This window comes from Pseudomonas sp. AC172 (assembly GCF_979258595.1).
Genome location: NZ_OZ409868.1, coordinates 1,948,432 through 1,972,746 on the forward strand (window position 1 = coordinate 1,948,432; position 24,315 = coordinate 1,972,746).

Below are 24,315 nucleotides of genomic sequence, written 5' to 3' on the forward strand. Positions count from 1 at the left end.
CTTAATAGAAAAGGTCTTGTTCTCCAACGGATCAATCTCTATGTCAGCGGTACAGGGTCATTGGCGCGAAGTATCCGAGCAAAGTTTGCCGGCGGCAACTTATTTAAGTTCGGCGATTAAAGCATCCAGCCAAGTGTTGATAATTGTCGAGCGCAAGGAAGATTGGGCCTCATATTTCCCCAGCGAAGACATCCTGACGGCGCAGGAATACCTCGAGCACAGCTGTGACAGCGAGCCGGGCAAGCGCGTGCAGGTGATCAATCTGTGCCGCAGCTACAAGTATCTAGGGCACGGCTATTACTGCTCGCTACTGGCCGAAGCGCGGGGGCACAAGGTGATTCCGTCGGTGCGCACCATCAGCGAGCTGACGAAAAAATCACTGTACGGCCTGGCGCTGGACGATCTCGATAAAACCCTGGAGAAAGCCCTGAGTCATCATCTCTACAGTGATACCGAAGGCTTTACTTTGACCTTGTATTTTGGTCGGACCCATATTGAGCCATTACAGGATCTGGCGCGGCAGTTGTTTGAAGTGTTTCCCTGCCCGATCCTGTTAGTTGAGTTTCGCCGAACTAACGGTTGGCACATCGAAGGTATAAAATCCGGCGCCTTGCACAAGTTGCGCGATGATCAGGAAGATCAGTTTGCCAACGCGCTGGACGGTTTCAGCCGTAAAGTCTGGCGAGTGCCGCGCTCGCCACAAGTGGCGCGCTACGACTTGGCGATTCTGCACGATCCGCAAGAGGCCCTGCCGCCGTCCAACGCCAAGGCACTGGTAAATTTCGTCCGGGTCGGTAAAACCATGGGCATCGATGTTGAACTGATTGAACGCAAGGATTACGCACGACTCGCCGAGTACGACGGCTTGCTGATCCGCGAAACCACCAGTGTCGATAACCACACTTATCGCTTCGCCAAAAAAGCCGAGAGTGAAGGACTGGTGGTGATGGATGACCCGACGTCGATTTTGCGCTGCACCAACAAGGTCTACCTGACCGATCTGCTCAACAGCCATCAATTGGGTATGCCCGCCACCGAAATTCTCTACAAGGAGCGACCCGAAGACTTCGAGCGGGTCGGCGAGCGGCTTGGCTTTCCGCTGGTACTGAAGATTCCCGACGGCTGTTTTTCCCGTGGCGTGATCAAGGTCGAAAGTCAGCAAGCCTTGCTTGAGGCGACTGCTGAGTTGTTTGAGCACTCGGTGTTGCTGCTGGCGCAGGAGTTTTTCTACACCGAGTACGACTGGCGCATTGGCGTGCTCAACCGCAAACCGATCTTCGCCTGCCAATACTTCATGTCCAAGGGCCATTGGCAGATTTACAACCATAAGGCTAAGGGCCAGGACGTCAACGGCGAATGCCGGACGATGGCGGTCCACGAGGCGCCACGCGCTGTAGTGGAACTGGCGGTGAAGACCGCCAACCTGATCGGCGACGGCCTCTACGGCGTCGATCTGAAGCAGGCCGGCGACAAAGTGGTGGTGATCGAAGTCAACGACAACCCCAACCTCGACGCCGGCATCGAAGACGCCTATCTGCACGACGATCTGTATTCATTGGTGCTGGAAGAGTTTGTGCGCCGCCTGGAACTCAAGCGTCGCGGCCAGGCCTGGTGATGCGCCGATGATCAACAGCTTTGCACTGAGCCACGGCGCTTTGCAGCGGGTCGAGCGGCTGGACGCCGAGGTCATGCTGTTCAGCAACCCCGATGCCGCCGAGCGCGACTTGCTGCACAGTCATTTCAAGGTCGATGAGCATGCACTGGCGTCAGCGCTGGACCCGGACGAGGTGTCGCGCATCGAGTTCCATCCCGACCATCTGTTCCTGATCTGGAAACGCCCGGAAAACTATTCCGGCGGTGGCAGTCTGGCATTTGAAGTGTCGTCCTGCGGATTGCTGTTCGCGCCGGGACAACTACTGGTGATTGCCACCGACGACACGCCGCTGCACGGCCTCGGCACCCGCCAGCCGTTGAACACGCCGCTGGATGTGTTGCTGGATCTGTTGTTCAACAACATCCATCACTACCTCGGGCACTTGAAGGTGATCAAACTGGTCGCCCGTGAGTTGCAGCAGAAATTCAACGCCTCGATGCAGAACCAGCATCTGGTGCAGATGTTCAACCTCAGCGAAAGCCTGATCTATTACATCAACGCGTTGCACAGCAACGGCGCGGTCCTCACGCGCCTGCGCAATCATGCCGAGAAGCAGCACTTCGGCAGCGAAGCGATCGGCCTGATCGACGACCTGATCATCGAGAACAACCAGTGCTACAAGCAGGCGGAAATCTACTCGACAGTGTTTTCCGGGCTGATCGATGCGCGTGGCAACCTGATGAACAACAGCATGAACAACCTGCTGCGCAAGCTGACGTTGATCAACGTGGTGTTTCTGCCGTTGAACCTGATTGCGAGCATTGGCGGGATGTCGGAGTTCAGCATGATGACGGCGGGGACGCCGTGGTGGGTTTCCTATCCGCTGTTTTTGGCGGCGATGTTGCTGGGGGCAGGGGGGATGTTGTTTGGGTTGCGGCGTTTGGCTCGATGATGTTTCGTGATTGATCTGGCCTCTTCGCGAGCAAGCTCGCTCCCACACTTTGAAATGCATTCCCCTGTGGGAGCGAGCTTGCTCGCGAAGGGGCCGGCACAAGCGAAGTAAAACCCAGAACAGTCCCGCATTTGGCCGAACCGCCGCCGTGATGCCTTGTTATAGTTCGGGCCTCATTTTCAGCCCGGTAAAGGATCACTGCCATGACTCAATACTCCGCCTTCAGCGTCGAACTGGCCGACAACATCGCCCATGTGCAGATCAATCGCCCGGAAAAGATCAACTCGATGAACGCGGCGTTCTGGAGCGAGATCGTCGAGATCTTCCAGTGGATCGACGACACCGACGAAGTGCGCGTGGTGGTGCTCAGCGGCAACGGTAAACATTTCTCCTCCGGCATCGACCTGATGATGCTCGCCAGCGTCGCCAATGAACTGGGCAAGGACGTCGGCCGCAACGCGCGCCTGCTGCGCCGCAAGATCCTCACCCTGCAAGCCTCGTTCAACGCCGTCGACAACTGCCGCAAACCGGTCATTGCGGCCATTCAAGGTTATTGCCTGGGCGGCGCCATTGATCTGATCGCCGCGTGCGACATGCGCTACGCCGCCGAAGACGCGCAATTCTCGATCAAGGAAATCGATATCGGCATGGCCGCCGATGTTGGCACATTGCAACGGTTGCCACGGATCATCGGGGACGGCATGCTGCGTGAACTGGCTTACACCGGTCGCACTTTCGGCGCTGACGAAGCGCGCAGCATTGGCTTGGTCAATCGCGTCTACAGCGACAAAGAAGCGCTGCTCGAGGGCGTGCTGGACATTGCTCGCGAGATCGCTTCGAAGTCACCGATCGCGGTCACCGGCACCAAGGAAATGATCAGCTACATGCGCGACCATCGCATCGACGACGGTCTCGAATACGTTGCCACCTGGAACGCCGCCATGTTGCAATCCACCGATTTGCGCGTGGCCATGGCCGCCCACATGAGCAAACAGAAACCCGAATTTCTGGACTGAGAAACCATGACATCTCGCTGGACCACTGCAGTACTGGACACCGATCAACCCGGCGGCTGGGCCGTGGCGCGCAGCCCGGAAGGCTTTCTGTTCGATGACAACGGCGCGTTGTTCCCTCGCGAATGGCTCAAGCGTCAGGACTTGTCGATCCTCGCCGAGCATGGCATCGGCCACCTCGATGGCGAGCCGGTGTATCTGCTTGAACTGCGCAGCGCCAGCGAGGTGCCGGGTTGTAACTGGAAAGGCCTGCGGGCGTTCATGCTCGACGGCGATCATACGATCTACAAAGTGCTCGGTTATGCCGCGCAGATCGGCACCTGGGCCCGTGAGCATCGTTTCTGCGGCAATTGCGGCCAGGCGATGACACAGGTGCCGCGTGAGCGCGCGATGTATTGCCAGCCGTGCGACCTGCGCAGTTATCCGCGTATTTCGCCGAGCATGATCGTGCTGATCACCCGTGGCGACGAGATCCTGCTGGCGCGTTCACCGCGTTTCGTCACCGGGGTTTACAGCACGCTGGCCGGGTTCGCCGAGCCGGGCGAGTCAGCCGAGGATTGCCTGATTCGTGAAGTGCGCGAAGAAGTGCAGATCGAGGTGAAGAACATTCAGTATCTGGGCAGCCAGTGCTGGCCGTTCCCGCATTCGATGATGCTCGGCTTCCATGCCGAATACGCCGGTGGCGAGATTGTCTGTCAGGAAGACGAGATCGAGGACGCCCAGTGGTTCAACGTGCACGACCTGCCGCCGTTGCCGGCGTCCAAGTCGATTGCTCGTTACCTGATCGACGTCTATGTGGCGCGGCGCTTAGGCCACGCTGAACCAGTGCTGCCAGGCTAGGCGTACGGTCAAACCCAGCACCACGGTGATGAACACCGGGCGAATGAACTTGGCGCCGCCGCTGATCGCGGTGCGCGCGCCAAAGAACGCGCCGACCATCACCGACAGGCCCATGCTCAGGCCGATGATCCAGTCCACCTGCCCGGAAAACACGAACACCGACAGCGCCGCAATGTTGCTGACGAAGTTCATGCTGCGCGCTACGCCGCTGGCCTTGACCAGATCAATCGGGTAAAGCAGCAGACTGCTGACTGTCCAGAACGCGCCTGTGCCCGGACCCGCCACGCCGTCGTAGAAACCGAGGCTGAAGCCTTGGGTTGATTGCCATTTCTTTTTGATCGGTGCATTGCTGTCCAGCGGCGCTTTTGGCGTGCCGCCGAACAACAGGTAAAGACCGCAGGCGAAGACGATCACCGGGAGCATCTTGTTCAGCCATTCGGCCGGCAGGTAATGAGCGACGACGGCGCCGGTCAGTGCGCCGACCAGTGTGCCGACGATGGCGTGTGTCCATTGGCGCGGGTGAAACAATTTGCGTTTGTAGAAGGTGAAACTGGCGGTGGCCGAACCGAAGGTCGAACTCAATTTGTTCGTGCCGAGCACCAGATGCGGCGGCAGGCCAGCCGTCAGCAGGGCAGGCGTGGTCAACAGACCGCCACCGCCGGCGATGGCGTCGATGAAACCGGCAATGAAAGCGACAAGGGCCAGAATGGCCAGGGTGGTGAGGTCAACGCTGAGTTCGAAAGGCATGGAATCGGCTTATTCGGCAGGGCGCAGATTTGGCTGCGGGGAGGGCGGTCATGTTACTCATTTCCAAGTGTTGCGGCGACCCGTCTGACGCCTTCGCGAGCAGGCTCGCTCCCACATTTTGAAATGCATTCCATCCTGTGGGAGCGAGCCTGCTCGCGAAGACATTCTTCATGCCGACCCCAAACCAACTGTTGCCCACACAACAACCTGCCAACAAATCCCCCTTCCACAAAACATCAACGCCACCCCGAAACCCAACGAAATCGGGCATTTCCAGGCTGGCACGCTTGCTGCTCTAACACTCCCATCTCCGCAAATGTCCCGAGGACACGCCAATGAGTCAGCAAGCCGTTAAATTTGCCTACTGGGTGCCGAACGTCAGCGGTGGGCTGGTGGTCAGCAAGATCGAACAGCGCACCGATTGGGGCATCGACTACAACCGCAAACTGGCGCAAATCGCCGAGGCCGCCGGGTTCGAATATGCGTTGACGCAGATCCGCTTCACCGCCGGTTATGGCGCCGAGTTCCAGCATGAGTCAGTCGCGTTCAGTCACGCGTTGCTGGCGGCCACCAGCAAACTCAAGGTGATCGCCGCGATCCTGCCCGGCCCGTGGCAACCGGCGCTGGCGGCCAAGCAACTGGCGACGATCGATCAACTCACCAACGGGCGCATCGCGGTGAACATCGTCAGCGGCTGGTTCAGAGGCGAGTTTCAGGCCATCGGCGAGCATTGGCTGGAGCATGACGAGCGTTATCGTCGTTCTGAAGAGTTTATCCGTTCATTGCGAGGGGTGTGGAGTCAGGACAACTTCACCTTTCGCGGCGATTTCTATCGCTTCGACAATTACAGCCTGAAACCAAAACCGCTCGGCCGTCCGGAGATTTTCCAGGGCGGCAGTTCCCGTGCAGCGCGAGACATGGCCGCGCGGGTCTCGGACTGGTATTTCACCAATGGCAACAGCGTGGAGGGAATCAAGGCGCAGGTTGACGATATTCGTCAGAAGGCGGCGGCGAACAATCATTCGGTGAAGATTGGCGTGAACGCGTTTGTCATCGCCCGTGATACCGAAGAAGAGGCCAGAGCCGTACTGGCGCAGATCATCGATCAGGCCGATCCGGAAGCGGTGAATGCTTTTGGTGATGCGGCGAAGCAGGCGGGCCGGGCTTCACCGGAGGGTGAGGGCAACTGGGCAAAATCGACGTTCGAGGATCTGGTGCAGTACAACGATGGCTTCAAGACCAATCTGATTGGCACGCCGCTGCAGATTGCCGAGCGGATTGTGGCGTTGAAGGCGGTGGGTGTGGATTTGGTACTGGCGGGGTTTCTGCACTTTCAGGAAGAGGTGCAGTATTTCGGCGAGCGAGTGTTGCCGCTGGTACGCGAACTGGAGGCCGAAAAGACTGCCGCTGTTGCCTGAACCCAATGCAAAAACCTGTGGGAGCGAGCTTGCTCGCGAAGGCGTCCTTTCAGTAACTATTGTGATTACTGATACACCGCATTCGCGAGCAAGCTCGCTCCCACATTAGATCTACGGGGTCTTAGAGACCCAGGTCAGACAGCCCCGGATGATCATCCGGGCGCCGGCCCAGTGGCCAGTGGAACTTGCGTTCGCTCTCCTTGATCGGCATGTCGTTGATGCACGCATAGCGCTGGAACATCAGGCCTTGCTCGTCGAATTCCCAGTTTTCATTGCCGTAAGAGCGGAACCAGTTGCCCGAATCATCGTGCCATTCATAGGCATAGCGCACGGCAATGCGGGTATCCGAGTAAGCCCACAGCTCCTTGATCAAACGATAATCCAGTTCTTTCGCCCATTTACGGGTCAGAAAGGCCCTGGCTTCTTCGCGGTTGTTGGCGAATTCGGCGCGGTTACGCCATTGGGTGTCGAGGGTGTAGGCCAGCGATACCCGTTCCGGGTCGCGGGAGTTCCAGCCATCCTCGGCCAGTCGAACTTTTTCGATCGCCGAGTCACGGTTGAAGGGCGGCAATGGCGGACGTACCTGGGCTGCAGTAGACATGTTCAGTCTCCCGATCTAATTAATAATTGAACAACAAGTCCGGCTTATTAAGGCGTTACAGGTCCAATAACTTTCGCGCCATGCATTGCGCATTATCGGCGGCACTGTGATCACCCATCACAAGCGCTACGGTAATGGCACCGTCAATCAGGATCAGCAGCTGTTTGGCCAGCAGTTGCGGATCCTCGGCGCCATGTTCGGTACACAGCTCGCACACGTAGTCGAGCAGCTTCTGTTTGTGTTCTTTGGCCACTAGCCGCACCGGGTCCTGTGGATCGCCGGTTTCACCGCTGGTGTTGATGAACGCGCAGCCGCGAAAGCCTTCCGAGGCGAACCAGCTCTTGAGCACGGTAAACAGGTTGAGCAGGCGATCGGCCGGGCTTTCGGCCTGATCGACAGCGCCTCTGTACCAATGCATCCAGCGCACGTCGCGGCGTTGCAGAGCGGCGACGGTCAAGGCGTCCTTGTCGGCAAAGTAACGGTAGATACTTTTTCTGGAGACGCCGGCGGTTTTCACCAGAAGATCCATGCTGGTGGCAGCGATGCCACTTTTGTAGATCAACTTTTCGGTGACATCCAGGATGATGTCGCGTGTGTCGTTGCTAGTGATTTCGTTCATGCTGCAAACAGTAGAACGATTGTTCTCCTTGGTCAAGCGGGTATTTTTGCTGGCTGTAGAATCGTCTTCGCGAGCAGGCTTGCTCCCACAGGGGAGTGCGTTTCAAAGGTGGGAGCGAGCCTGCTCGCGAAGAGGTCATTACAGACACTAACAAGACCCGAAGGATGCGATGGTGTAAGCTCTCGGGTTCTTCGGATTCGACCCATTGCGAGCCCTATGCCGTTGCTTTTCAAACGTTCCTTGCTGCCTAAACTGCGCAGCTTTGCGCTGACCGCCGAGGCTGTGACCATTCTGTCCGGCGCCGCCGAGTTTCGTCGTTGCCTGCTGGATAAAATCGCCACGGCGACGCAGCGCATCTACATCGTTGCGCTGTATCTGCAGCAAGACGAAGCCGGTCAGGAAATCCTCGATGCCTTGCACGCCGCCAAGCTCAAACGTCCCGAGCTGGAAATTGCCGTGGTGGTCGATTGGTTGCGCGCCCAGCGCGGTCTGATCGGTGCCGGCAAGCAGCCGGGCAACTCGGCGTGGTATCAGGAAATGACCCGCACGCACCAGAGCGAAGTGCCGGTGTACGGCGTGCCGGTGCAGACCCGCGAGTTGTTTGGTGTGCTGCATTTGAAGGGCTTTGTGATCGACGACTGCGTGGTCTACAGCGGCGCAAGCCTGAACAACGTCTACCTGCACAAGTTCGACAAGTACCGCTTCGACCGTTATCACGTCCTGCAAAGCGCTGAGCTGGCCGACTCGATGCATCATTTGGTCAAGCACGGCCTGATCGAATCGAAAGCGGTGCATCGCCTCGACCTGCCAAACCTGCCGACCACGCGTAGCTTGCGCAACGACATCGGCGATCTGCGCAGCCGTCTCAAATATGCAACGTACGACACGGCCACTGGCAGTACTGCCCGAGACGGCTTGTCCGTTACCCCGTTGCTCGGTGTCGGCAAGAACAACCCGTTGAACCGGGCGATTCTCGAACTGATCGCCAGCGCGCAAAAACAGCTGACCATCTGCACGCCGTACTTCAACCTGCCGCTGGGCGTGATCCGTGAGATCAATCGCGCATTGGCCCGTGGCGTGAAGATCGACATTGTGGTCGGCGACAAGACTGCCAACGACTTTTACATTCCGCCGAGCGAGCCGTTCAAGGTGATCGCAGCGTTGCCGTATCTGTACGAGATCAGCCTGCGCCGCTTCGCCAAGCGCCATCAGCGCAACATCGACAGCGGCCAGTTGAACCTGCACCTGTGGCGTGATGGCGATAACACCTATCACCTCAAAGGCATGTGGGTTGATCAGCGCTATACGTTGCTGACTGGCAACAACCTCAACCCACGGGCGTTCCGCCTCGATCTGGAAAACGCGTTGTTGATCGATGATCCGAAAGGCGAATGGCTGGAGCCGCGGGCGAAGGAGCTGGAAGAGATTTTCCGCCATACCACGCGGATCGACAGCTTTCAGAGTCTGGAGACGCTGCCGGAGTATCCGGCCGGGGTGGCCAGGTTTCTCAAGCGCGTGAGTCGGGTGCGGATTGAGCGGTTGCTGTACCGGATTCTTTAGCGCCGCTGAAAGTGCCATCGCTGGCAAGCCAGCTCCCACAGGTTCTTTGGTGTACACAATACTTGTGAATGACCGAGAACACTGTGGGAGCTGGCTTGCCAGCGATGGGGCCCGCTTAGACGCTAAATAAACTCAGTTCAGACCCAGCTTGCCACGCAACGTGGACAGGTCTTCCGCCAAGGTATTCACCGGTCCAACCAGCGCTTTACGGTCGTTGTCCTTCACCTTGTCATAAGTCTCAAACCCACCATCCTTGGTCTTGTACTTGGCCAGAATCTTGTCGACCGTGGCAAAGTTCTTGTCGACCTTCGCGACGAAAGCCTTGTCCTGCTTCTCGATCTGCGGACGGAACAGATCAACGATTTTCTTCGCGCCGTCGATGTTGCCCTGGAAGTCGTAGAGGTCGGTGTGGCTGTAGCGATCTTCTTCGCCGGAGATCTTGGTCGCGGCGACTTCTTCCAGCAGCGCAGCGGCACCGCCGACGACTTTCTCCGGCGGGAAGGTCAGGCCGGCGACGCGGGTTTGCAGGTCTTTGACGTCGCTGTTGAGCTTGTCGGCCAGCTCGTTCAGGCCCTGGGTGCTTTTTTCCGAGAACAGCGTGTATTCGATGCGGTGGAAACCGGTGAAGTCGTCGGCCTTCACGCCTTTTTCGTGGTCGTCGACGCGCGAGTCGATGGACGCATCGAGGTCACTGAACAACTCGGCGATCGGCTCGATCGACTCGTAGTAAACACGGGTCGGAGCGTAGAGCTTTTGCGCAGTGGCCAGGTCGCCGTTTTTCACCGCATCGGTGAATTGCTGGGTGTGGCTGCCCAGCTCATCCAGTTGCTCGGTGACGTAAATCTTGTAGTCAGACACCGGCCCGACCAGATCCAGCGGTGCTGTCGCGGCGAACGCCGACAGCGGGGTGTTGAGCAAACCAAGGGTCAGCAATAGCGCGAGTGGCGTCTTTTTCATGGGGGCGGCTCCAGTGTTGGGGTGTTGTTTTATGCGGCTGTTTTCGGTTGTGTGGCGTTGAGCAGCGAGCGACCGATGAAATCCTTGTCGCCGGTGACACCCGGCAGGGTGAAGAAGTACCCGCCGCCGACCGGTTTGAGGTATTCCTCCAGCGGCTCGCCGTTAAGGCGGGTCTGCACGGTGATGAAGCCTTTTTCCAGATCGGCCTGATAGCAGATGAACAGCAGGCCCATGTCGAGCTGACCGTTCTTGTTCACGCCGTTGGAGTAGTTGAACGGCCGGCGCAGGATCAGGTTGGCCTGGGTTTGAGCCGTACGCGGATTAGCCAGACGAATGTGCGCGTCGAGTTTGGTCAGCTTGCCCGCCGGGTCCTTGCTGTAATCCGGGACTTCGCTTTCATGCTGGCCACCCATCGGTGCACCGGTGGTTTTGACCCGGCCAAGGATGCTTTCCTGCTCCTGCAACGGCGTGCGGTCCCAGCGCTCGACGAAATTGCGGATGATCCGCACTGCTTGGTAACTGCCATGGGCAGCCCAGGCCGGCTCATCGCTGCCCGGTTGCACCCAGACCAGGCGATCCATGGCATTGCTGTCGTTGGAGTCGGGGTTGGCCGAGCCGTCGCGGAAACCAAGGAAGTTGCGCGCCGATTGTGCTGGCACACCGGGTTTCGCCGGGGCTTGCGGCGGCACGCTGCCTTCCTGTTTCCAGCGCACCAGCAACAGGTCGGGGAGGTTTTTGACGATGTCGCGCAGGGCGTGAATGTTGGTGTCAGCGGTGTTCGAACAGAACTGCAAACTCAGGTCGCCATGGCAGCAATCGGCTTCCAGCGCATCGTTGGGGAAACCGACCATGCGCATCAAACGCTTGGGCTTGGCCTCGGCCAGACCGAAGCGCTCGTCGAACAGCGATTCGCCGACAGAAACGGTGATGGTCAGGTTGTCCGGCGTCACGTTCGGGCCGAGGATGCCGGAATCCGGCGGCGGCAGTTTCGGATCGATCTGTGCGACCGGGCCACCCTTCATCAGAAACGCGATGCGCTCGTTGAGGGTGCGGAACAACCGCTCCAGATCTTCACGATCACTGGCCAATACGTCGAACGAAACCAGCATGCCCGAGGCCGGACGCGGGGTGATGATGCCGGTCTGGTGCACGCCGTGGAAATCGTGGCGGTCTTCGGTCTTGTCGCTGCTTGGTGCTTCGGTGACTTGCGCAGGTGCGGCGGCCATGGCCGGGCAGCTCAGAGCGGACCCGGCGAGGGCGACACCCGCGGCGCCCATGCCCATCAGGACACGGCGACGTTGCAGGTTGAGTGGTTCGATATCTTTCATCGGAAATTCGTCTTCTGCTTACAGGCCGGAAAGGCCGAGGGCGGGATCGATGCCATCCAGTGCGTCGGCCAGAGCCTGGGCCTTGTCGGCGATCTGCTTGCGTTGTGCGCCGCTGATGGAGTCGTAGCTGGCGTAGCCGTCCTTGATCTTGTAGGTGTCGAGTTCTGTGTCGAAGTCCGCCAGTGCCTTGTCAATTTTCGGCAGCAGGTCAGCAGCCGACTTGGTCAGCATCGGCCGCAGCAAATCGACGACTTTATGTGCGGTTTGCAGATTGGCGGCGAAACCGTTGAGGTCGCTGTGGCTGTAGCGTTCCTCTTCACCGCTGGCGGCGCGGACGTCGGCAAGGGTGTTGAGGTTGCGCACTACGATGTTGACCAGTTGTTCCGGTGGCAGCGACTGCGCGAGCAATTGCTGTTTGAGCGTGGTGACATCGCTGAGCAGGCGCTGGGCGACTGGTGTCAGTTCGTCGAGTTTGCGTTGCTGGAACAGCGCGTATTCGACGCGGTGGAAGCCGACGAAGGCCGGATCCTGCTCGCGTTTTTCGAAATAATCGGCGCGGGCATTGATGCTGTTATCCAGTTCGGCCAGACGCTGCGCGGCCGGGGCCAGGCGTTGATAAGCCGAACGCGCCGGCAGGTACAGCGCCTGAGCCTGAGCCAAATCGTCGCTTTCAATGGCTTGATTAAGCGCGGTCACGGCTTTGATCAGCGCGCTGCTCTGGCTGGCCAGGTACACACGGAATTCCGACAACGGCCCGACGAAGGCGACCATCGATGGTTTGGCTTTGGCCGCTGCGTCAGACGCGGCAGTTGGCGTGACGTGCAAGGTGCCGCGCGGGTTGCTCAGCAAACCGCAAGTGATCGCGTAGTCGCCCGGTTGCAGATTGGCGTTGATCACCTGGCTCAGGCCCGGCGCGATGTTTTCGCGCTCTTCGACGACGAGCACACCATCGAGAATTTCCCATTCCACGGCGCGCTCGGAGCGGTTGACGATGCGGAAACTGGCGTGACCGGCCGGCACCGTCAGCGCGTTTGGCTCGCAACTGCCCGGATGAATATTCACCACCACTTCATCGTGGTTGTGCTGACGCTTGGCCGCAGCCAATTTCGAGGCGTAATAAAACAGACCGCCGGCGGCGATCATCACCACCACCGAGCCGGCCACCGCCCAACGCAAGGCGCGGGGAGGGGAGGCCTGAGGAGTATTAGGCTTTGACATGAATGCCCTTATTGGCTGGAAACAGAAGACGATTGAGCGGACGGCTTGGGCGCTGGCAGAAAGAACATCACCAGCGCGACGAGCAGATAGATCAGATACGCGCCGAGGGTGCTGACGGTCGGCGTGTCCTGATACCCGAACATGCCGGCCAGCACCGAGCCCAACGGGCCATCCATCGGCAGCGTCGCGCTGAAGTCGAACAGCACCGTTTGCAGGTGATTCCACAGCCCGGCTTCATGCAGCGCCTGCACGGAGTTGGCGAGAATCCCGGCGGCCACCACCAGAATGAACAGGCCGGTCCACTTGAAGAACGCCGAAAGGTTGAGGCGCATGCTGCCGCTGTAGATCAGGAAGCCGACGATGATTGCCAGAATCAGCCCGAGCAGGGCACCGATCGGCGCGCCCGGGCCTTCGCTTTGCTGGAACACGGCGAGCAGGAAGAACACCGTTTCCAGGCCTTCCCGGGCGACAGCGAAAAAGACCATGGCGATCAGCGCAATGACCTGATGCTTCGAAGAAGTCAGCGCGTGCTCCAGCGAGGCTTGCAGCGAATGCTTGATCGAGCGCGCGACCTTGCGCATCCAGAACACCATGGAGCTGAGAATGCCCACGGCCACCAGGCCGACGATGCCTTCGAACAGCTCCTGTTGCTTTTGCGGGAATTCTGCGCTGACCAGTTCCAGGCCACCACCGACCAGCAGGGCGAGGGCGGCGGCGAGGAAAACCCCGATCCACACGGCGGGCATCCATTGGCCACGGCCGGTTTGCTGGAGGTAACTGGCGATAATGCCAACGATCAGCGCGGCTTCAATGCCTTCGCGCAGCATGATCAGAAAGGGAACGAGCATTCGGTGTCCACTAAGTCATTCGAAGAGGTTACAAGTTGTAACATAATGAAAGTCATTCTCACATGACATTGATTGACATAAACCTGAACACAAGCTGAACAACCTGTTTTTTGCTGCGCACAAGTCCCTGTGGGAGCGAGCTTGCTCGCGAAGGCGGCGCTCCAGTCAACATATCCGTGCCTGCGCCACCGCTTTCGCGAGCAAGCTCGCTCCCACAAGGGATCTGCGCTGGGTTTGGGGTAATATGCGGGCCATCAGAAAAACAACAGGAATAAGCGCGTTCCATGTCGGAAAAAGACACCATTGCCGTCCAACTGGTGCGTGAAGCGCTGTTGCAAAGTTGTGCCCCGGGTGTGGCCACGGAAGAGGCCTTGAACAAGGTCGGGATTGATCCGGCGCTGCTGCAGACCGAGCACGGCCGGGTGCCAGCCTCGCAGTACGCGAAGCTCTGGCGGTTATTGGCCCGGCGCGGTGACGACGAGTTTTTCGGTATGGATCCACGCAAACTCAAGTCCGGCAGCCTTGAATTCCTCTGCCGCAGCGCCATGGCGCAACCGACACTGGCAGTGGGTTTGAGCACGGGCCTGAGCTTTCTGTCATTGATGCTTGAACGCATGCCCGCGCAACTGGTGCACCAGCAAAGTCTCGCGGAAATCGTCCTGCTGGAGGACGACCCCGAGCCGCGCCGCGCCTTCACTTATTTCACTTATTGGATGATCGTCCACGGTGTGGCCTGCTGGCTGGCGGGGCGGCGAATTCCGATTCTGGCGATTGAACTGCGCTGCCCCGAGCCGGATTTCACCGATGACTATCGGGTGATGTTTTCGCAAAACCTGCGTTTCGACCGGCCTCGTACGCGGATGATCTTCTCGGCGGATTGCCTCGAGCTGCCGATCAAGCGCACGGCCGAGGAGCTGAAACGCTTTCTCGCCCACGCCCCGGCCAATATTCTGGTGAAGTACCGCGATCCGGAAAGTCTCGCCAGCCGGATCAAGCAGGATCTACGGCAACTGCCGGCCGAGCAGTGGCCGGAAACAGAGGCCTTGGCGCAGCAATTGTGCATGTCGGCCTCGACGTTGCGCCGGCGACTGGCGGAGGAAGGGCAGACCTATCAAGGCCTCAAGGACAGTGTGCGCAAGGAGTTGGCGATTATCTGGCTGGCTGAGCCTTCGATCAGTTTTGTCGAGATTGCCGCGCGATTGGGGTTTGCCGATGCGAGTTCGTTTTACAGGGCGTTTCGCAAGTGGTCGGGGTCGAATCCGGGCCACTACCGCACGCTGATCCTCAATGAGGTTGTCTGACCCGGCCTCTTCGCGAGCAAGCTCGCTCCCACAGGGGAATGCATTTCAAACTGTGGGAGCGAGCCTGCTCGCGAAAGCTTCCGTCCAGGCAACACACCTTTAAAGGCATGGCCAAACCAGTCAGCCACATTGATAGCTTTGACCATTGCCCCAACCCCCGCACAGCGCGACTATCCCTCTGTTGTTTACGCTTCCCAGCCTAATAAAAACACAGAGGGATTCTGGCAATGCGCGATTACTTGTCTGCCACCAAACAGTTCAACTATCAACACACCGTGGATGCCGCGCTCAGCGGTACGCTTGCGGCGCTCAACGCTTGCGTCGAATGCTGCGACCGTCACGCCTTGCCCGGGCGTATCGCGCTGTTCTGGGAAGGCCGCGACGGCGCCAGTGCGACGTACACCTTCAGCGATCTGCAAGACAAAGCCGCGCGTTTCGCCAATTTCCTTCTCGCCCAAGGCGTGCAGAAAGGTGACAAGGTCGCCGGGCTGCTGCCGCGCAACGTCGAGTTGCTCATCACTGTGTTGGCCACCTGGCGTATCGGTGCGGTTTATCAACCGCTGTTCACCGCGTTCGGCCCGAAAGCCCTCGAACATCGCCTCAACAGTTCCGGCGCCAAAGTCGTGGTGACCGACGCCGTCAACCGGCCGAAACTCACCGAAGTCGCCGATTGCCCGACACTCGTCACCGTTGGCGGCGCGAAAGGCCAGGGCATCGTCCGTGGCGACTTTAGTTTCTGGGCCGAACTGGCCAACCATTCCAGCGTCTGCGAACCGGTATTGCTGACCGGCGAAGACCCGTTTTTGCTGATGTTCACCTCAGGCACCACCGGCCCGTCGAAAGCGCTGTCGGTGCCGCTCAAAGCCATCGTCGCGTTCCAGAGCTACACCCGTGATGCCGTCGATCTGCGCCCGGAAGATTCGTTCTGGAACGTCGCCGATCCGGGCTGGGCCTACGGCATTTATTTCGGCGTCACCGGCCCGTTGTCGATGGGCCACCCGATCACCTTCTACGATGGCCCGTTCACTCTCGAAAGCACCTGCCGGGTGATCAACAAATACGGCATCACCAACCTCACCGGTTCGCCAACGGCTTATCGCTTGCTGATTGCCGGCGGCGACGACTTCGCCAGGTCGATCAAAGGCAAGCTGCGCATCGTCAGCAGCGCCGGCGAACCGCTGAACCCGGAAGTGATCCGCTGGTTTGCCGACAACCTCGGCGTAATCATCCACGACCATTACGGCCAGACCGAACTGGGCATGGTCCTGTGCAATCACCACGGCCTCGACCACGCGGTGCACGTCGGTGCTGCCGGTTTCGCCTCGCCGGGCCATCGCATCGTCGTGCTCGACGATCAGTACAACGAACTCGGCGTCGGTCAGCCGGGCATTCTTGCCATCGACCGGCCGCAATCACCGATGTGCTGGTTTGGCGGCTATGAAGGCGCGCCGACCAAGGCGTTCGTCGGCGATTACTACTTGAGCGGCGACACCGTGGAATGGAACCCGGACGGCAGCATCAGCTTCGTCGGCCGCAGCGATGACGTGATCACCACATCGGGCTACCGCGTCGGCCCATTCGATGTGGAAAGCGCGCTGATCGAACACCCGGCGGTCGTCGAGGCGGCGGTGGTCGGCAAACCTGATCCGGAGCGCACCGAACTGGTCAAAGCCTTCGTGGTGCTGAGCGCGCAATACCGTGCCGCGCCCGAGCTGGCCGAAGAACTGCGCCAACACGTGCGCAAGCGTCTGGCGGCGCATTCGTACCCGCGTGAAATCGAATTTGTCAGCGAATTGCCCAAGACCCCGAGTGGCAAATTGCAGCGCTTTATCTTGCGCAACCAGGAAATCGCCAAGGCTCAAGAGGCCGCGGCGCATAACGTTTCAGCTTGAAGATCAGGAACTACAGTCATGCAGATCGAGAACAAGGTTTTTATCGTCACCGGCGGCGCATCCGGCCTCGGAGCCGCCAGTGCTGAATTGCTGGTGAGTGCCGGCGCTAAAGTGATGCTGGTGGACATGAACGCCGAAGCGGTCGCCGCGCAGGCTCAGCGTCTCGGCGCGAAAAGCGTGGTTGCCGATATCAGCAGTGAAGCTGCCGCCGAAGCCGCCGTGCAGGCAACCGTCGCAGCCTTTGGCAGCCTCAATGGTCTGGTCAACTGCGCCGGCATCGTCCGTGGCGAGAAAATCCTCGGCAAGAACGGCCCGCATGCACTGAGCAGTTTCGCGCAAGTGATCAACGTCAACCTGATCGGCAGCTTCAACATGCTGCGTCTGGCCGCTGCGGCCATCGCCGAAAGCGAAGCCAATGCAGACGGCGAGCGCGGCGTGATCATCAACACTGCGTCGGTAGCAGCCTTCGACGGCCAGATCGGCCAAGCGGCATATTCCGCTTCGAAAGGCGCGATCGCCAGCCTGACCCTGCCGGCCGCCCGTGAACTGGCGCGTTTCGGCATCCGTGTGATGACCATCGCGCCGGGCATTTTCGAAACGCCGATGATGGCCGGCATGACCCCGGAAGTGCGTGACTCGCTGGCCGCCGGCGTACCGTTCCCGCCGCGCCTGGGCAAGCCTGCCGAGTACGCTGCACTGGTTCGGCATATCATCGAAAACAGCATGCTCAACGGCGAGGTGATCCGTCTCGACGGTGCCTTGCGCATGGCCGCCAAGTAAGGAGGAATTGTCATGACTATTTCCAACGATCCGATTGTTATCGTCAGCGCCGTGCGCACGCCCATGGGCGGCTTTCAGGGCGAACTGAAAAGCCTCACCGCGCCGCAACTCGGTGCTGCGGCGATCAAAGCCGCAGTGGAACGTGCCGGTGTCGCCAGTGATGCGGTCGATGAAGTGTTGTTCGGTTGCGTACTGCCGGCCGGCCTCGGTCAGGCACCGGCGCGTCAGGCGGCACTGGGCGCCGGGCTGGATAAATCGACCCGCTGCACCACCGTCAACAAGATGTGCGGCTCGGGCATGGAAACCACCATTCTCGCCCACGACATGCTGCTCGCTGGCAGCGCCGATGTGGTGATCGCCGGCGGCATGGAAAGCATGTCCAACTCGCCGTACTTGCTCGATCGCGCCCGCGCCGGTTACCGCATGGGCCATGGTCGCGTGCTTGACTCGATGTTCCTCGACGGCCTCGAAGACGCCTACGACAAGGGCCGTTTGATGGGCACCTTCGCCGAGGATTGTGCCGAGACCAACCACTTCAGCCGTGAAGCGCAGGATGCGTTTGCCATCGCCTCGACCACCCGCGCGCAGCAGGCGATCAAGGACGGCAGCTTCAAGGACGAAATCGTCCCGCTGACCGTGACCGTCGGCAAAGAGCAGGTGCTGATCAGCCATGACGAGCAGCCGCCGAAAGCCAAACTCGACAAAGTGGCATCGCTGAAACCGGCGTTCCGCGAAGGCGGCACGGTGACGGCGGCGAATTCCAGTTCGATCTCTGACGGTGCGGCGGCGCTGGTGCTGATGCGCCAGTCGCAGGCGCAGAAACTCGGTCTGAAACCACTGGCGGTGATCCATGGTCATGCCGCGTTCGCTGATACCCCGGGCCTGTTCCCGGTGGCGCCGATTGGGGCGATCAAGAAACTGATCAAGAAAACCGGCTGGTCGCTGGGGGACGTCGATCTGTTCGAAGTGAACGAAGCGTTTGCCGTGGTTGGTATGGCGGCGATGACGCACCTGGAAATTCCCCATGACAAGTTGAATGTGCATGGTGGGGCCTGTGCGCTGGGCCACCCGATCGGTGCCTCTGGCGCGCGGATTCTGGTGACGTTGCTCTCGGCGCTGCGGCAGAAGAAGCTAAAACGCGGCATCGCGGCCATCTGCATCGGCGGCGGCGAAGCGACGGCCATGGCTGTGGAATGCGTGTATTGAAATAAACAACAATCCCTGTGGGAGCGAGCTTGCTCGCGAAGGCGTCGTGTCAGCCACCATCGGAGTTGAATGACACACCGCATTCGCGAGCAAGCTCGCTCCCACAGGGTTCTGTGTGGTAACCCGGATTTAAGGATTCACCATGATTCCCAACGAAGACCAAACCCAGATCCGCGACATGGCCCGGCAGTTTGCCGAGGAGCGCCTGAAACCGTTCGCCGCCGAGTGGGATCGCGAGCACCGTTTCCCCAAGGAAGCCATCGGCCAAATGGCTGAGCTGGGCTTTTTCGGCATGCTCGTGCCGGAGCAGTGGGGCGGTTGCGAAACCGGTTACCTGGCCTACGCCATGGCTCTGGAAGAAATCGCCGCCGGTGACGGCGCCTGCTCGACGATCATGAGCGTGCACAACTCGGTCGGCTGCGTGCCGATCCTCAAGTTCGGCAATGACGATCAGCGTGAACGCTTCCTGAAGCCGTTGGCCAGCGGTGCCATGCTCGGCGCCTTTGCGCTGACCGAACCGCAAGCCGGTTCCGACGCCAGTAGCCTGAAAACCCGGGCACGGCTGGAAGGTGATCACTACGTGCTGAACGGCTGCAAACAGTTCATCACTTCAGGGCAAAACGCCGGGATCGTTATTGTGTTTGCCGTCACCGATCCGAGTGCCGGCAAACGCGGCATCACTGCGTTTATCGTACCGACCGATTCACCGGGCTATAAAGTCGCTCGCGTCGAAGACAAGCTTGGCCAACATGCGTCCGACACCTGCCAGATTCTCTTCGAAGACGTCAAAGTGCCGGTGGCCAACCGTTTGGGCGAGGAGGGCGAGGGCTACAAGATCGCCCTGGCCAACCTTGAAGGCGGCCGCGTCGGCATCGCATCGCAATCGGTGGGCATGGCCCGCGCGGCGTTCGAAGCAGCACGTGATTACGCCCGCGAGCGCGACACCTTCGGCAAGCCGATCATCGAGCATCAGGCCGTGGCATTCCGCTTGGCCGACATGGCCACGCAGATCGCCGTCGCCCGGCAGATGGTGCATTACGCCGCCGCCCTGCGCGACAGCGGCCAACCGGCCCTGGTCGAGGCGTCGATGGCCAAACTGTTCGCCTCGGAAATGGCCGAGAAGGTCTGCTCGATGGCCTTGCAAACCCTCGGCGGCTACGGTTACCTCAACGACTTCCCGCTGGAGCGGATATACCGCGACGTGCGCGTCTGCCAGATCTACGAAGGCACCAGCGACATTCAGCGCATGGTCATTTCGCGCAACCTTTGACAAGGAATTTTTCTCCATGACTTACGAAACCATTCTGCTGGAAACCCATGGCCGCGTTGGCCTGATCACCCTCAACCGCCCGCAGGCGCTGAACGCCCTGAATGCGCAACTGGTCAGCGAAGTGAACCAGGCCCTTGATGCGTTGGAGGCCGATGCGAACATCGGTTGCATCGTCCTCACTGGCTCGAAAAAAGCCTTTGCCGCCGGTGCCGATATCAAGGAAATGGCCGAGCTGACTTACCCGCAGATCTACATGGACGACCTGTTCAGCGACAGTGATCGTGTGGCTAACCGACGCAAGCCGATCATCGCGGCTGTCAACGGTTTCGCCTTGGGCGGCGGCTGTGAGCTGGCTTTGATGTGCGACTTCATTCTGGCTGGCGACAACGCCAGATTCGGCCAACCGGAAATCAATCTCGGTGTGTTGCCGGGCATGGGCGGCACCCAGCGCCTGACCCGTGCCGTGGGCAAGGCGAAAGCCATGGAAATGTGCCTGAGTGGGCGCTTGATTGATGCAGTGGAAGCCGAGCGTTGCGGCATCGTCGCGCGCATCGTGCCGAGTGATGAACTGCTCGATGAAGCGCTGAAGGTGGCGGCAGTGATTGCCAGCAAGTCGCTGCCGATTGCGATGATGGTCAAAGAGAGCGTGAATCGTGCCTTTGAAGTGAACCTGACCGAGGGCGTGCGCTTTGAGCGTCGGGTCTTCCACGCGGCGTTTGCCACGCAGGATCAGAAGGAAGGGATGGCGGCGTTTATTGCCAAGCGTGAGGCCGACTTCAAAGGCAAGTAACGCGTCTAAAGCGAAAAGCCCCTCACCCTAACCCTCTCCCGGAGGGAGAGGGGACTGATTGGGGGATGCTTGGGAGGTACGCCGACCTGAAAGAACTTTACTGAATCCCTGATCGACCTGGTTTATCCAATCGATAATCGACGCGGTCTTTCAGGTCGATGTATAACGCCAGACACTTCGGTCGGCTCCCTCTCCCTCTGGGCGGTCCGACGTTTCGGGAGGGCTGGGGTGAGGGAAAGGGGCCAACACCATTACAACTGATAGTGCTTCAACTCCCGCGCAATCACCATCCGCTGTATCTCGCTCGAGCCTTCATAGATCTGGGTAATCCGCGCATCGCGGTAATACTTCTCGACTGGGTAATCCTCCAGATACCCATACCCGCCATGAATCTGAATCGCCGACGAACACACCTTCTCGGCCATTTCCGACGCAAACAGCTTGGCCTGCGAAGCCTCCGACAGGCACGGCTTGCCCGCCGTGCGCAGCCGCGCCGCATGCAGGATCATCAAGCGCGCGGCGTTGATTTGCATGTGCATGTCGGCCAACAGATTGGCGATGCTCTGGTGCTCATTGATCGGTTTGCCGAACTGGATGCGATCACGCGAATACACCAGCGCCGCCTCAAACGCCGCGCGGGCGATCCCCAGTGCTTGCGCGGCGATACCGATGCGTCCGCCCTCAAGGTTGGACAGGGCAATCGCCAGGCCTTTGCCGCGCTCGCCGAGCAGATTGGCCTCAGGAATGCTGCAGTTGTTCAGCGTCACCGCACAGGTATCGGAGGCACGAATGCCCATCTTGTGCTCAGTACGATCAACGATAAAACCGGCGGTATCGGTCGGCACCAGAAACGCCGAAATACCTTTCTTGCCCAGATCCGGATCGGTCACCGCAAACACGATCGCCAGCTTCGCCCGTTTGCCGTTGCTGACAAATTGCTTGGCGCCGTTGATCACCCATTGACCGTCACGCAGTTCGGCGCGGGTGCGCAGGTTGTGCGCTTCGGAGCCGGCCTGCGGTTCGGTCAGGCAGAAGCAGCCGATGGTTTGCCCGCTGGCCAGATCCGCCAGCCAGGTTTGTTTCTGTGCTTCGCTGCCGTAATTGAGCACCGGGCCGCAGCCCACCGAGTTGTGGATGCTCATGAACGCACCGGTCGCGCCGTCACCGGCGGAAATCTCCTCCACGGCCAAAGCGTAGGCAACGTAATCGACGTAAGTGCCGCCCCATTCCTCAGGCACCACCATGCCAAGCAAACCGAGTTCACCCATCTTCGCGACGAGCGCGTCATCGATCCAGCCAGCCTTTTCCCAGGCCTGCGCGTGCGGCGCGATTTCACCACGGGCGAAGTCCCGGGCCATGTCGCGGATCATCACTTGTTCTTCAGTCAGTTCGAGATCGTGCATGGCTCAGCTCCCGCTCTCATCAAAGCCTTGGAAGAAACTCGCGACATGCTCTGTGTCCAGCGCAGCCAGGGTCGGTGGGTTCCAGCGCGGTGTCTTGTCTTTATCGATCAGCAGGGCGCGTACGCCTTCGATCAGGTCGCCGCGCTCGAACCACTGGCGATCCAGATGCAGCTCCAGCGCGAAGCAATGTTCCAGGCTCAAGTGGCGGCCACGGCGCAGCATCTCCAGCGTCACGGCCATGGCCAGCGGCGAGCGGGTTTGCAGCAGGTCAGCGGTGGCGGTCGCCCACTCATGGCTGTCGGCGACGGTCACTGCGCGCAGCTGCTCAACCATGCTCGGCACATCCGGCAGGGCGAAGAAATGATCAATGGCCGGGCGCAAGGCCTCCAGCGGCGCATCAGGCAGGGTTTGCACGGCGTGCTTGGCGAGCAGGTTTTGCAGGGCCTTGAGCGGCGTATCCTGCCATTCCATCTGATCGAGTCTTTCGTCGAGCAGCGCCAGTTTGCTGCTGTCCAGATACCAGTCGGCCAGCCCGCAATACAGCGCATCGGCCGCACGGATCTGCACGCCACTGACCCCCAGATAAATCCCCAGCTCACCGGGAATGCGCGGCAGGAAATAACTGCCACCGACATCCGGAAAATAACCGATGGCCACTTCCGGCATCGCCAGGCGGCTCTTCTCGGTGACCACGCGCAGATCGGCGCCTTGCACCAGGCCCATGCCGCCGCCAAGGACAAAACCATCCATCAGCGCCAGCACCGGTTTGCGGTAGTGATGAATCGTCAGGTCGAGGGCGTATTCCTCAATGAAGAAATCTTGGTGCAGGGTGTCGCCGCTTTTGAAACTGTCGTACAGCGAGCGAATGTCGCCACCGGCGCAGAAGGCTTTTTCACCGGCGCCGCGCAGCACAACGGCGTGGACATCGGCATCAGTCGCCCAGGCGTCGAGTTGCTGTTGCAGCAAACGCACCATGTCGAGGGTAATGGCGTTGAGGCCGGCGGGGCGGTTGAAGGTCAGGTGACCGATATGGTTGCGAACCTCGGCCAGCACTTCGTTTTGCGTGGCATCCATGGACGGTGTCCGCTGGGATGAAGCCTGAGCTGTCATCAGTAACTCCCTGCTTTTATTGTCTTTATTCGAGAAGCTCGCGCACGAGCGTTACCGGATCGTAACAGTGCAAATTTGCCGTGTACAACCGGGATATGTGCAGGCGCTGTCTGCGTTTTTACCTTAGACGATAGGCAGAAGATTACTTCGAAAAAACCGCACCAATACTGCGGCGTCTGGCGTGCATTTCGCTGGCATGGATCAATTGCTCGAGATCTTCGGGCGTCACATCGATGAACGCCTCCATATCCGCCAACGCCAGTTTGAGGTCTTCAGCGGTGATCGCCTGACTGTCGACGGGCGCAACGATCGGCGCCGGTTCAGCCGGGCGTTTCGGGTAACGAATGCGTGTCAGGTTGTTGTAGGCGAGGGCACTGAGCAGCATGCACGCTGCGCCGAGCATCACCGGTCCCATCGCTTGCCAATCCAGGGCGATGGTCGCCGGATCAGCCAGCACCAGTGTCAATGCCAACGCCCCGGCCGGTGGATGCAGGCAACGCAGCCAGCACATCAAAATCAGCGCCATGCCCGCCGCCAGACAGGCGCTGCCGAGCGTGCGCCCGAGCACATGGGCCACCAGCAACGCCACAACGCCGGCACACAAGTAGCCGCCGAGAATCGACCACGGCTGGGCGAGAGCACCGGAGGACACGGCAAACAGTAACACCGCCGATGCGCCCAGCGGTCCGATCAGGTGGTAGGCGACTTCATGGCCGAACACCTGCGCACACAACCACACACTGAACAACGTGCCCAAGGCCATGCCGATGGCGGCGCGGCTCCATTCGGTCGGGCGGGTATTGATGGCGGCGGGCAACCAGCGAGCGAGCATGTGAATCCAGTCCTTGCAGCAAATTCGAGGCAAAAA

Annotated in this window: 22 protein-coding genes; 12 read left to right on the forward strand and 10 right to left on the reverse strand. The window is 59.8% G+C overall.

Features of this window, described 5'->3' with window-relative positions:
- Positions 1-40 precede the first annotated feature (40 nt).
- The 4 genes from ACZ0A4_RS08740 to nudC all read left to right on the forward strand — a co-directional run bounded on the left by ACZ0A4_RS08740 (position 41) and on the right by nudC (position 4,399).
- Positions 41-1,615: a RimK family protein gene (locus ACZ0A4_RS08740; protein WP_463574106.1), complete on the forward strand. Its 1,575-nt coding sequence runs from the start codon at positions 41-43 to the stop codon at positions 1,613-1,615.
- Between the two features lie 7 nt (positions 1,616-1,622).
- Positions 1,623-2,546 carry a magnesium transporter CorA family protein gene (locus ACZ0A4_RS08745; RefSeq protein WP_110718565.1) on the forward strand — a complete coding sequence of 308 codons (924 nt, stop codon included), beginning with the start codon at positions 1,623-1,625 and terminating at the stop codon, positions 2,544-2,546.
- A 203-nt stretch (positions 2,547-2,749) separates the two neighbouring features.
- Entirely contained in the window at positions 2,750-3,562 is an 813-nt protein-coding gene (locus ACZ0A4_RS08750; RefSeq protein ID WP_463574108.1) for a crotonase/enoyl-CoA hydratase family protein, read from the forward strand.
- A gap of 6 nt (positions 3,563-3,568) precedes the next feature.
- A complete protein-coding gene (nudC, locus tag ACZ0A4_RS08755) occupies positions 3,569-4,399 on the forward strand; it encodes an NAD(+) diphosphatase (RefSeq protein ID WP_463574110.1) in 831 nt (276 codons plus the stop codon).
- Here nudC and ACZ0A4_RS08760 read toward each other — a convergent pair.
- The gene (locus ACZ0A4_RS08760; RefSeq protein WP_134175277.1) at positions 4,367-5,146 is read right to left on the reverse strand and encodes a TSUP family transporter; all 780 of its coding nucleotides are present in this window, start codon (positions 5,144-5,146) and stop codon (positions 4,367-4,369) included. The two genes, nudC and ACZ0A4_RS08760, sit on opposite strands and share 33 nt — an antisense overlap.
- Positions 5,147-5,481: 335 nt before the next feature.
- Here ACZ0A4_RS08760 and sfnG point away from each other — a divergent pair, with 335 nt between their 5' ends.
- Positions 5,482-6,564, forward strand: coding sequence for a dimethylsulfone monooxygenase SfnG (gene sfnG / locus ACZ0A4_RS08765; RefSeq protein WP_463574112.1), 1,083 nt, complete (start codon positions 5,482-5,484; stop codon positions 6,562-6,564).
- A 121-nt stretch (positions 6,565-6,685) separates the two neighbouring features.
- On the opposite strand, the gene ACZ0A4_RS08770 is transcribed toward sfnG, so the two are convergent.
- Together ACZ0A4_RS08770 and ACZ0A4_RS08775 are read right to left on the reverse strand one after the other, a co-directional pair.
- The gene (locus ACZ0A4_RS08770; RefSeq protein ID WP_463574114.1) at positions 6,686-7,165 is read right to left on the reverse strand and encodes a nuclear transport factor 2 family protein; all 480 of its coding nucleotides are present in this window, start codon (positions 7,163-7,165) and stop codon (positions 6,686-6,688) included.
- 55 nt (positions 7,166-7,220) lie between these two features.
- Positions 7,221-7,784 (reverse strand): TetR/AcrR family transcriptional regulator, encoded by a 564-nt coding sequence (locus ACZ0A4_RS08775; protein WP_463574115.1) that lies wholly within the window; start codon positions 7,782-7,784, stop codon positions 7,221-7,223.
- Positions 7,785-8,000: 216 nt separating this feature from the next.
- Here ACZ0A4_RS08775 and pssA point away from each other — a divergent pair, with 216 nt between their 5' ends.
- Positions 8,001-9,344, forward strand: a complete 1,344-nt coding sequence (gene pssA, locus ACZ0A4_RS08780) for a CDP-diacylglycerol--serine O-phosphatidyltransferase (RefSeq protein WP_463574116.1) — start codon at positions 8,001-8,003, stop codon at positions 9,342-9,344.
- Between the two features lie 132 nt (positions 9,345-9,476).
- Here the strand turns inward: pssA and efeO (ACZ0A4_RS08785) are convergent, their stop codons facing one another.
- Genes efeO (ACZ0A4_RS08785) through efeU form a run of 4 tightly spaced genes read right to left on the reverse strand, consistent with a single transcriptional unit; the run spans position 9,477 to position 13,695 of the window.
- Complete coding sequence (gene efeO, locus ACZ0A4_RS08785; protein WP_463574117.1) at positions 9,477-10,301, reverse strand: iron uptake system protein EfeO; 825 nt, start codon at positions 10,299-10,301, stop codon at positions 9,477-9,479.
- 29 nt (positions 10,302-10,330) lie between these two features.
- On the reverse strand, positions 10,331-11,629 hold the full coding sequence (efeB, locus tag ACZ0A4_RS08790) for an iron uptake transporter deferrochelatase/peroxidase subunit (protein WP_463574118.1): 1,299 nt from the start codon (positions 11,627-11,629) through the stop codon (positions 10,331-10,333).
- A gap of 18 nt (positions 11,630-11,647) precedes the next feature.
- Positions 11,648-12,847 carry an iron uptake system protein EfeO gene (gene efeO, locus ACZ0A4_RS08795; RefSeq protein WP_463574120.1) on the reverse strand — a complete coding sequence of 400 codons (1,200 nt, stop codon included), beginning with the start codon at positions 12,845-12,847 and terminating at the stop codon, positions 11,648-11,650.
- Positions 12,848-12,855: 8 nt separating this feature from the next.
- On the reverse strand, positions 12,856-13,695 hold the full coding sequence (gene efeU, locus ACZ0A4_RS08800) for an iron uptake transporter permease EfeU (RefSeq protein ID WP_463574122.1): 840 nt from the start codon (positions 13,693-13,695) through the stop codon (positions 12,856-12,858).
- 284 nt (positions 13,696-13,979) lie between these two features.
- On the opposite strand from efeU, the gene ACZ0A4_RS08805 reads away from it, so the two are divergent.
- The 6 genes from ACZ0A4_RS08805 (at position 13,980) to ACZ0A4_RS08830 (ending at position 20,934) form a co-directional block, all read left to right on the forward strand.
- A complete protein-coding gene (locus tag ACZ0A4_RS08805) occupies positions 13,980-14,996 on the forward strand; it encodes an AraC family transcriptional regulator (protein WP_463574123.1) in 1,017 nt (338 codons plus the stop codon).
- A 227-nt stretch (positions 14,997-15,223) separates the two neighbouring features.
- Positions 15,224-16,888, forward strand: a complete 1,665-nt coding sequence (locus ACZ0A4_RS08810) for an AMP-binding protein (RefSeq protein WP_463574125.1) — start codon at positions 15,224-15,226, stop codon at positions 16,886-16,888.
- An 18-nt stretch (positions 16,889-16,906) separates the two neighbouring features.
- Entirely contained in the window at positions 16,907-17,668 is a 762-nt protein-coding gene (locus tag ACZ0A4_RS08815; RefSeq protein WP_463574127.1) for an SDR family NAD(P)-dependent oxidoreductase, read from the forward strand.
- Between the two features lie 12 nt (positions 17,669-17,680).
- A complete protein-coding gene (locus ACZ0A4_RS08820) occupies positions 17,681-18,874 on the forward strand; it encodes an acetyl-CoA C-acyltransferase (protein ID WP_463574129.1) in 1,194 nt (397 codons plus the stop codon).
- Between the two features lie 142 nt (positions 18,875-19,016).
- Positions 19,017-20,144, forward strand: coding sequence for an acyl-CoA dehydrogenase (locus tag ACZ0A4_RS08825; protein WP_463574131.1), 1,128 nt, complete (start codon positions 19,017-19,019; stop codon positions 20,142-20,144).
- A 16-nt stretch (positions 20,145-20,160) separates the two neighbouring features.
- Positions 20,161-20,934 carry an enoyl-CoA hydratase gene (locus ACZ0A4_RS08830; RefSeq protein WP_463574132.1) on the forward strand — a complete coding sequence of 258 codons (774 nt, stop codon included), beginning with the start codon at positions 20,161-20,163 and terminating at the stop codon, positions 20,932-20,934.
- A gap of 251 nt (positions 20,935-21,185) precedes the next feature.
- Here ACZ0A4_RS08830 and ACZ0A4_RS08835 read toward each other — a convergent pair whose 3' ends face one another.
- From ACZ0A4_RS08835 to ACZ0A4_RS08845, 3 genes are all read right to left on the reverse strand, one after another.
- Complete coding sequence (locus tag ACZ0A4_RS08835; RefSeq protein ID WP_463574134.1) at positions 21,186-22,337, reverse strand: acyl-CoA dehydrogenase family protein; 1,152 nt, start codon at positions 22,335-22,337, stop codon at positions 21,186-21,188.
- Positions 22,338-22,340: 3 nt separating this feature from the next.
- On the reverse strand, positions 22,341-23,447 hold the full coding sequence (locus ACZ0A4_RS08840; RefSeq protein ID WP_463574135.1) for an enoyl-CoA hydratase/isomerase family protein: 1,107 nt from the start codon (positions 23,445-23,447) through the stop codon (positions 22,341-22,343).
- Between the two features lie 142 nt (positions 23,448-23,589).
- Positions 23,590-24,279: an HPP family protein gene (locus ACZ0A4_RS08845; RefSeq protein WP_463574137.1), complete on the reverse strand. Its 690-nt coding sequence runs from the start codon at positions 24,277-24,279 to the stop codon at positions 23,590-23,592.
- Positions 24,280-24,315 lie beyond the last annotated feature (36 nt).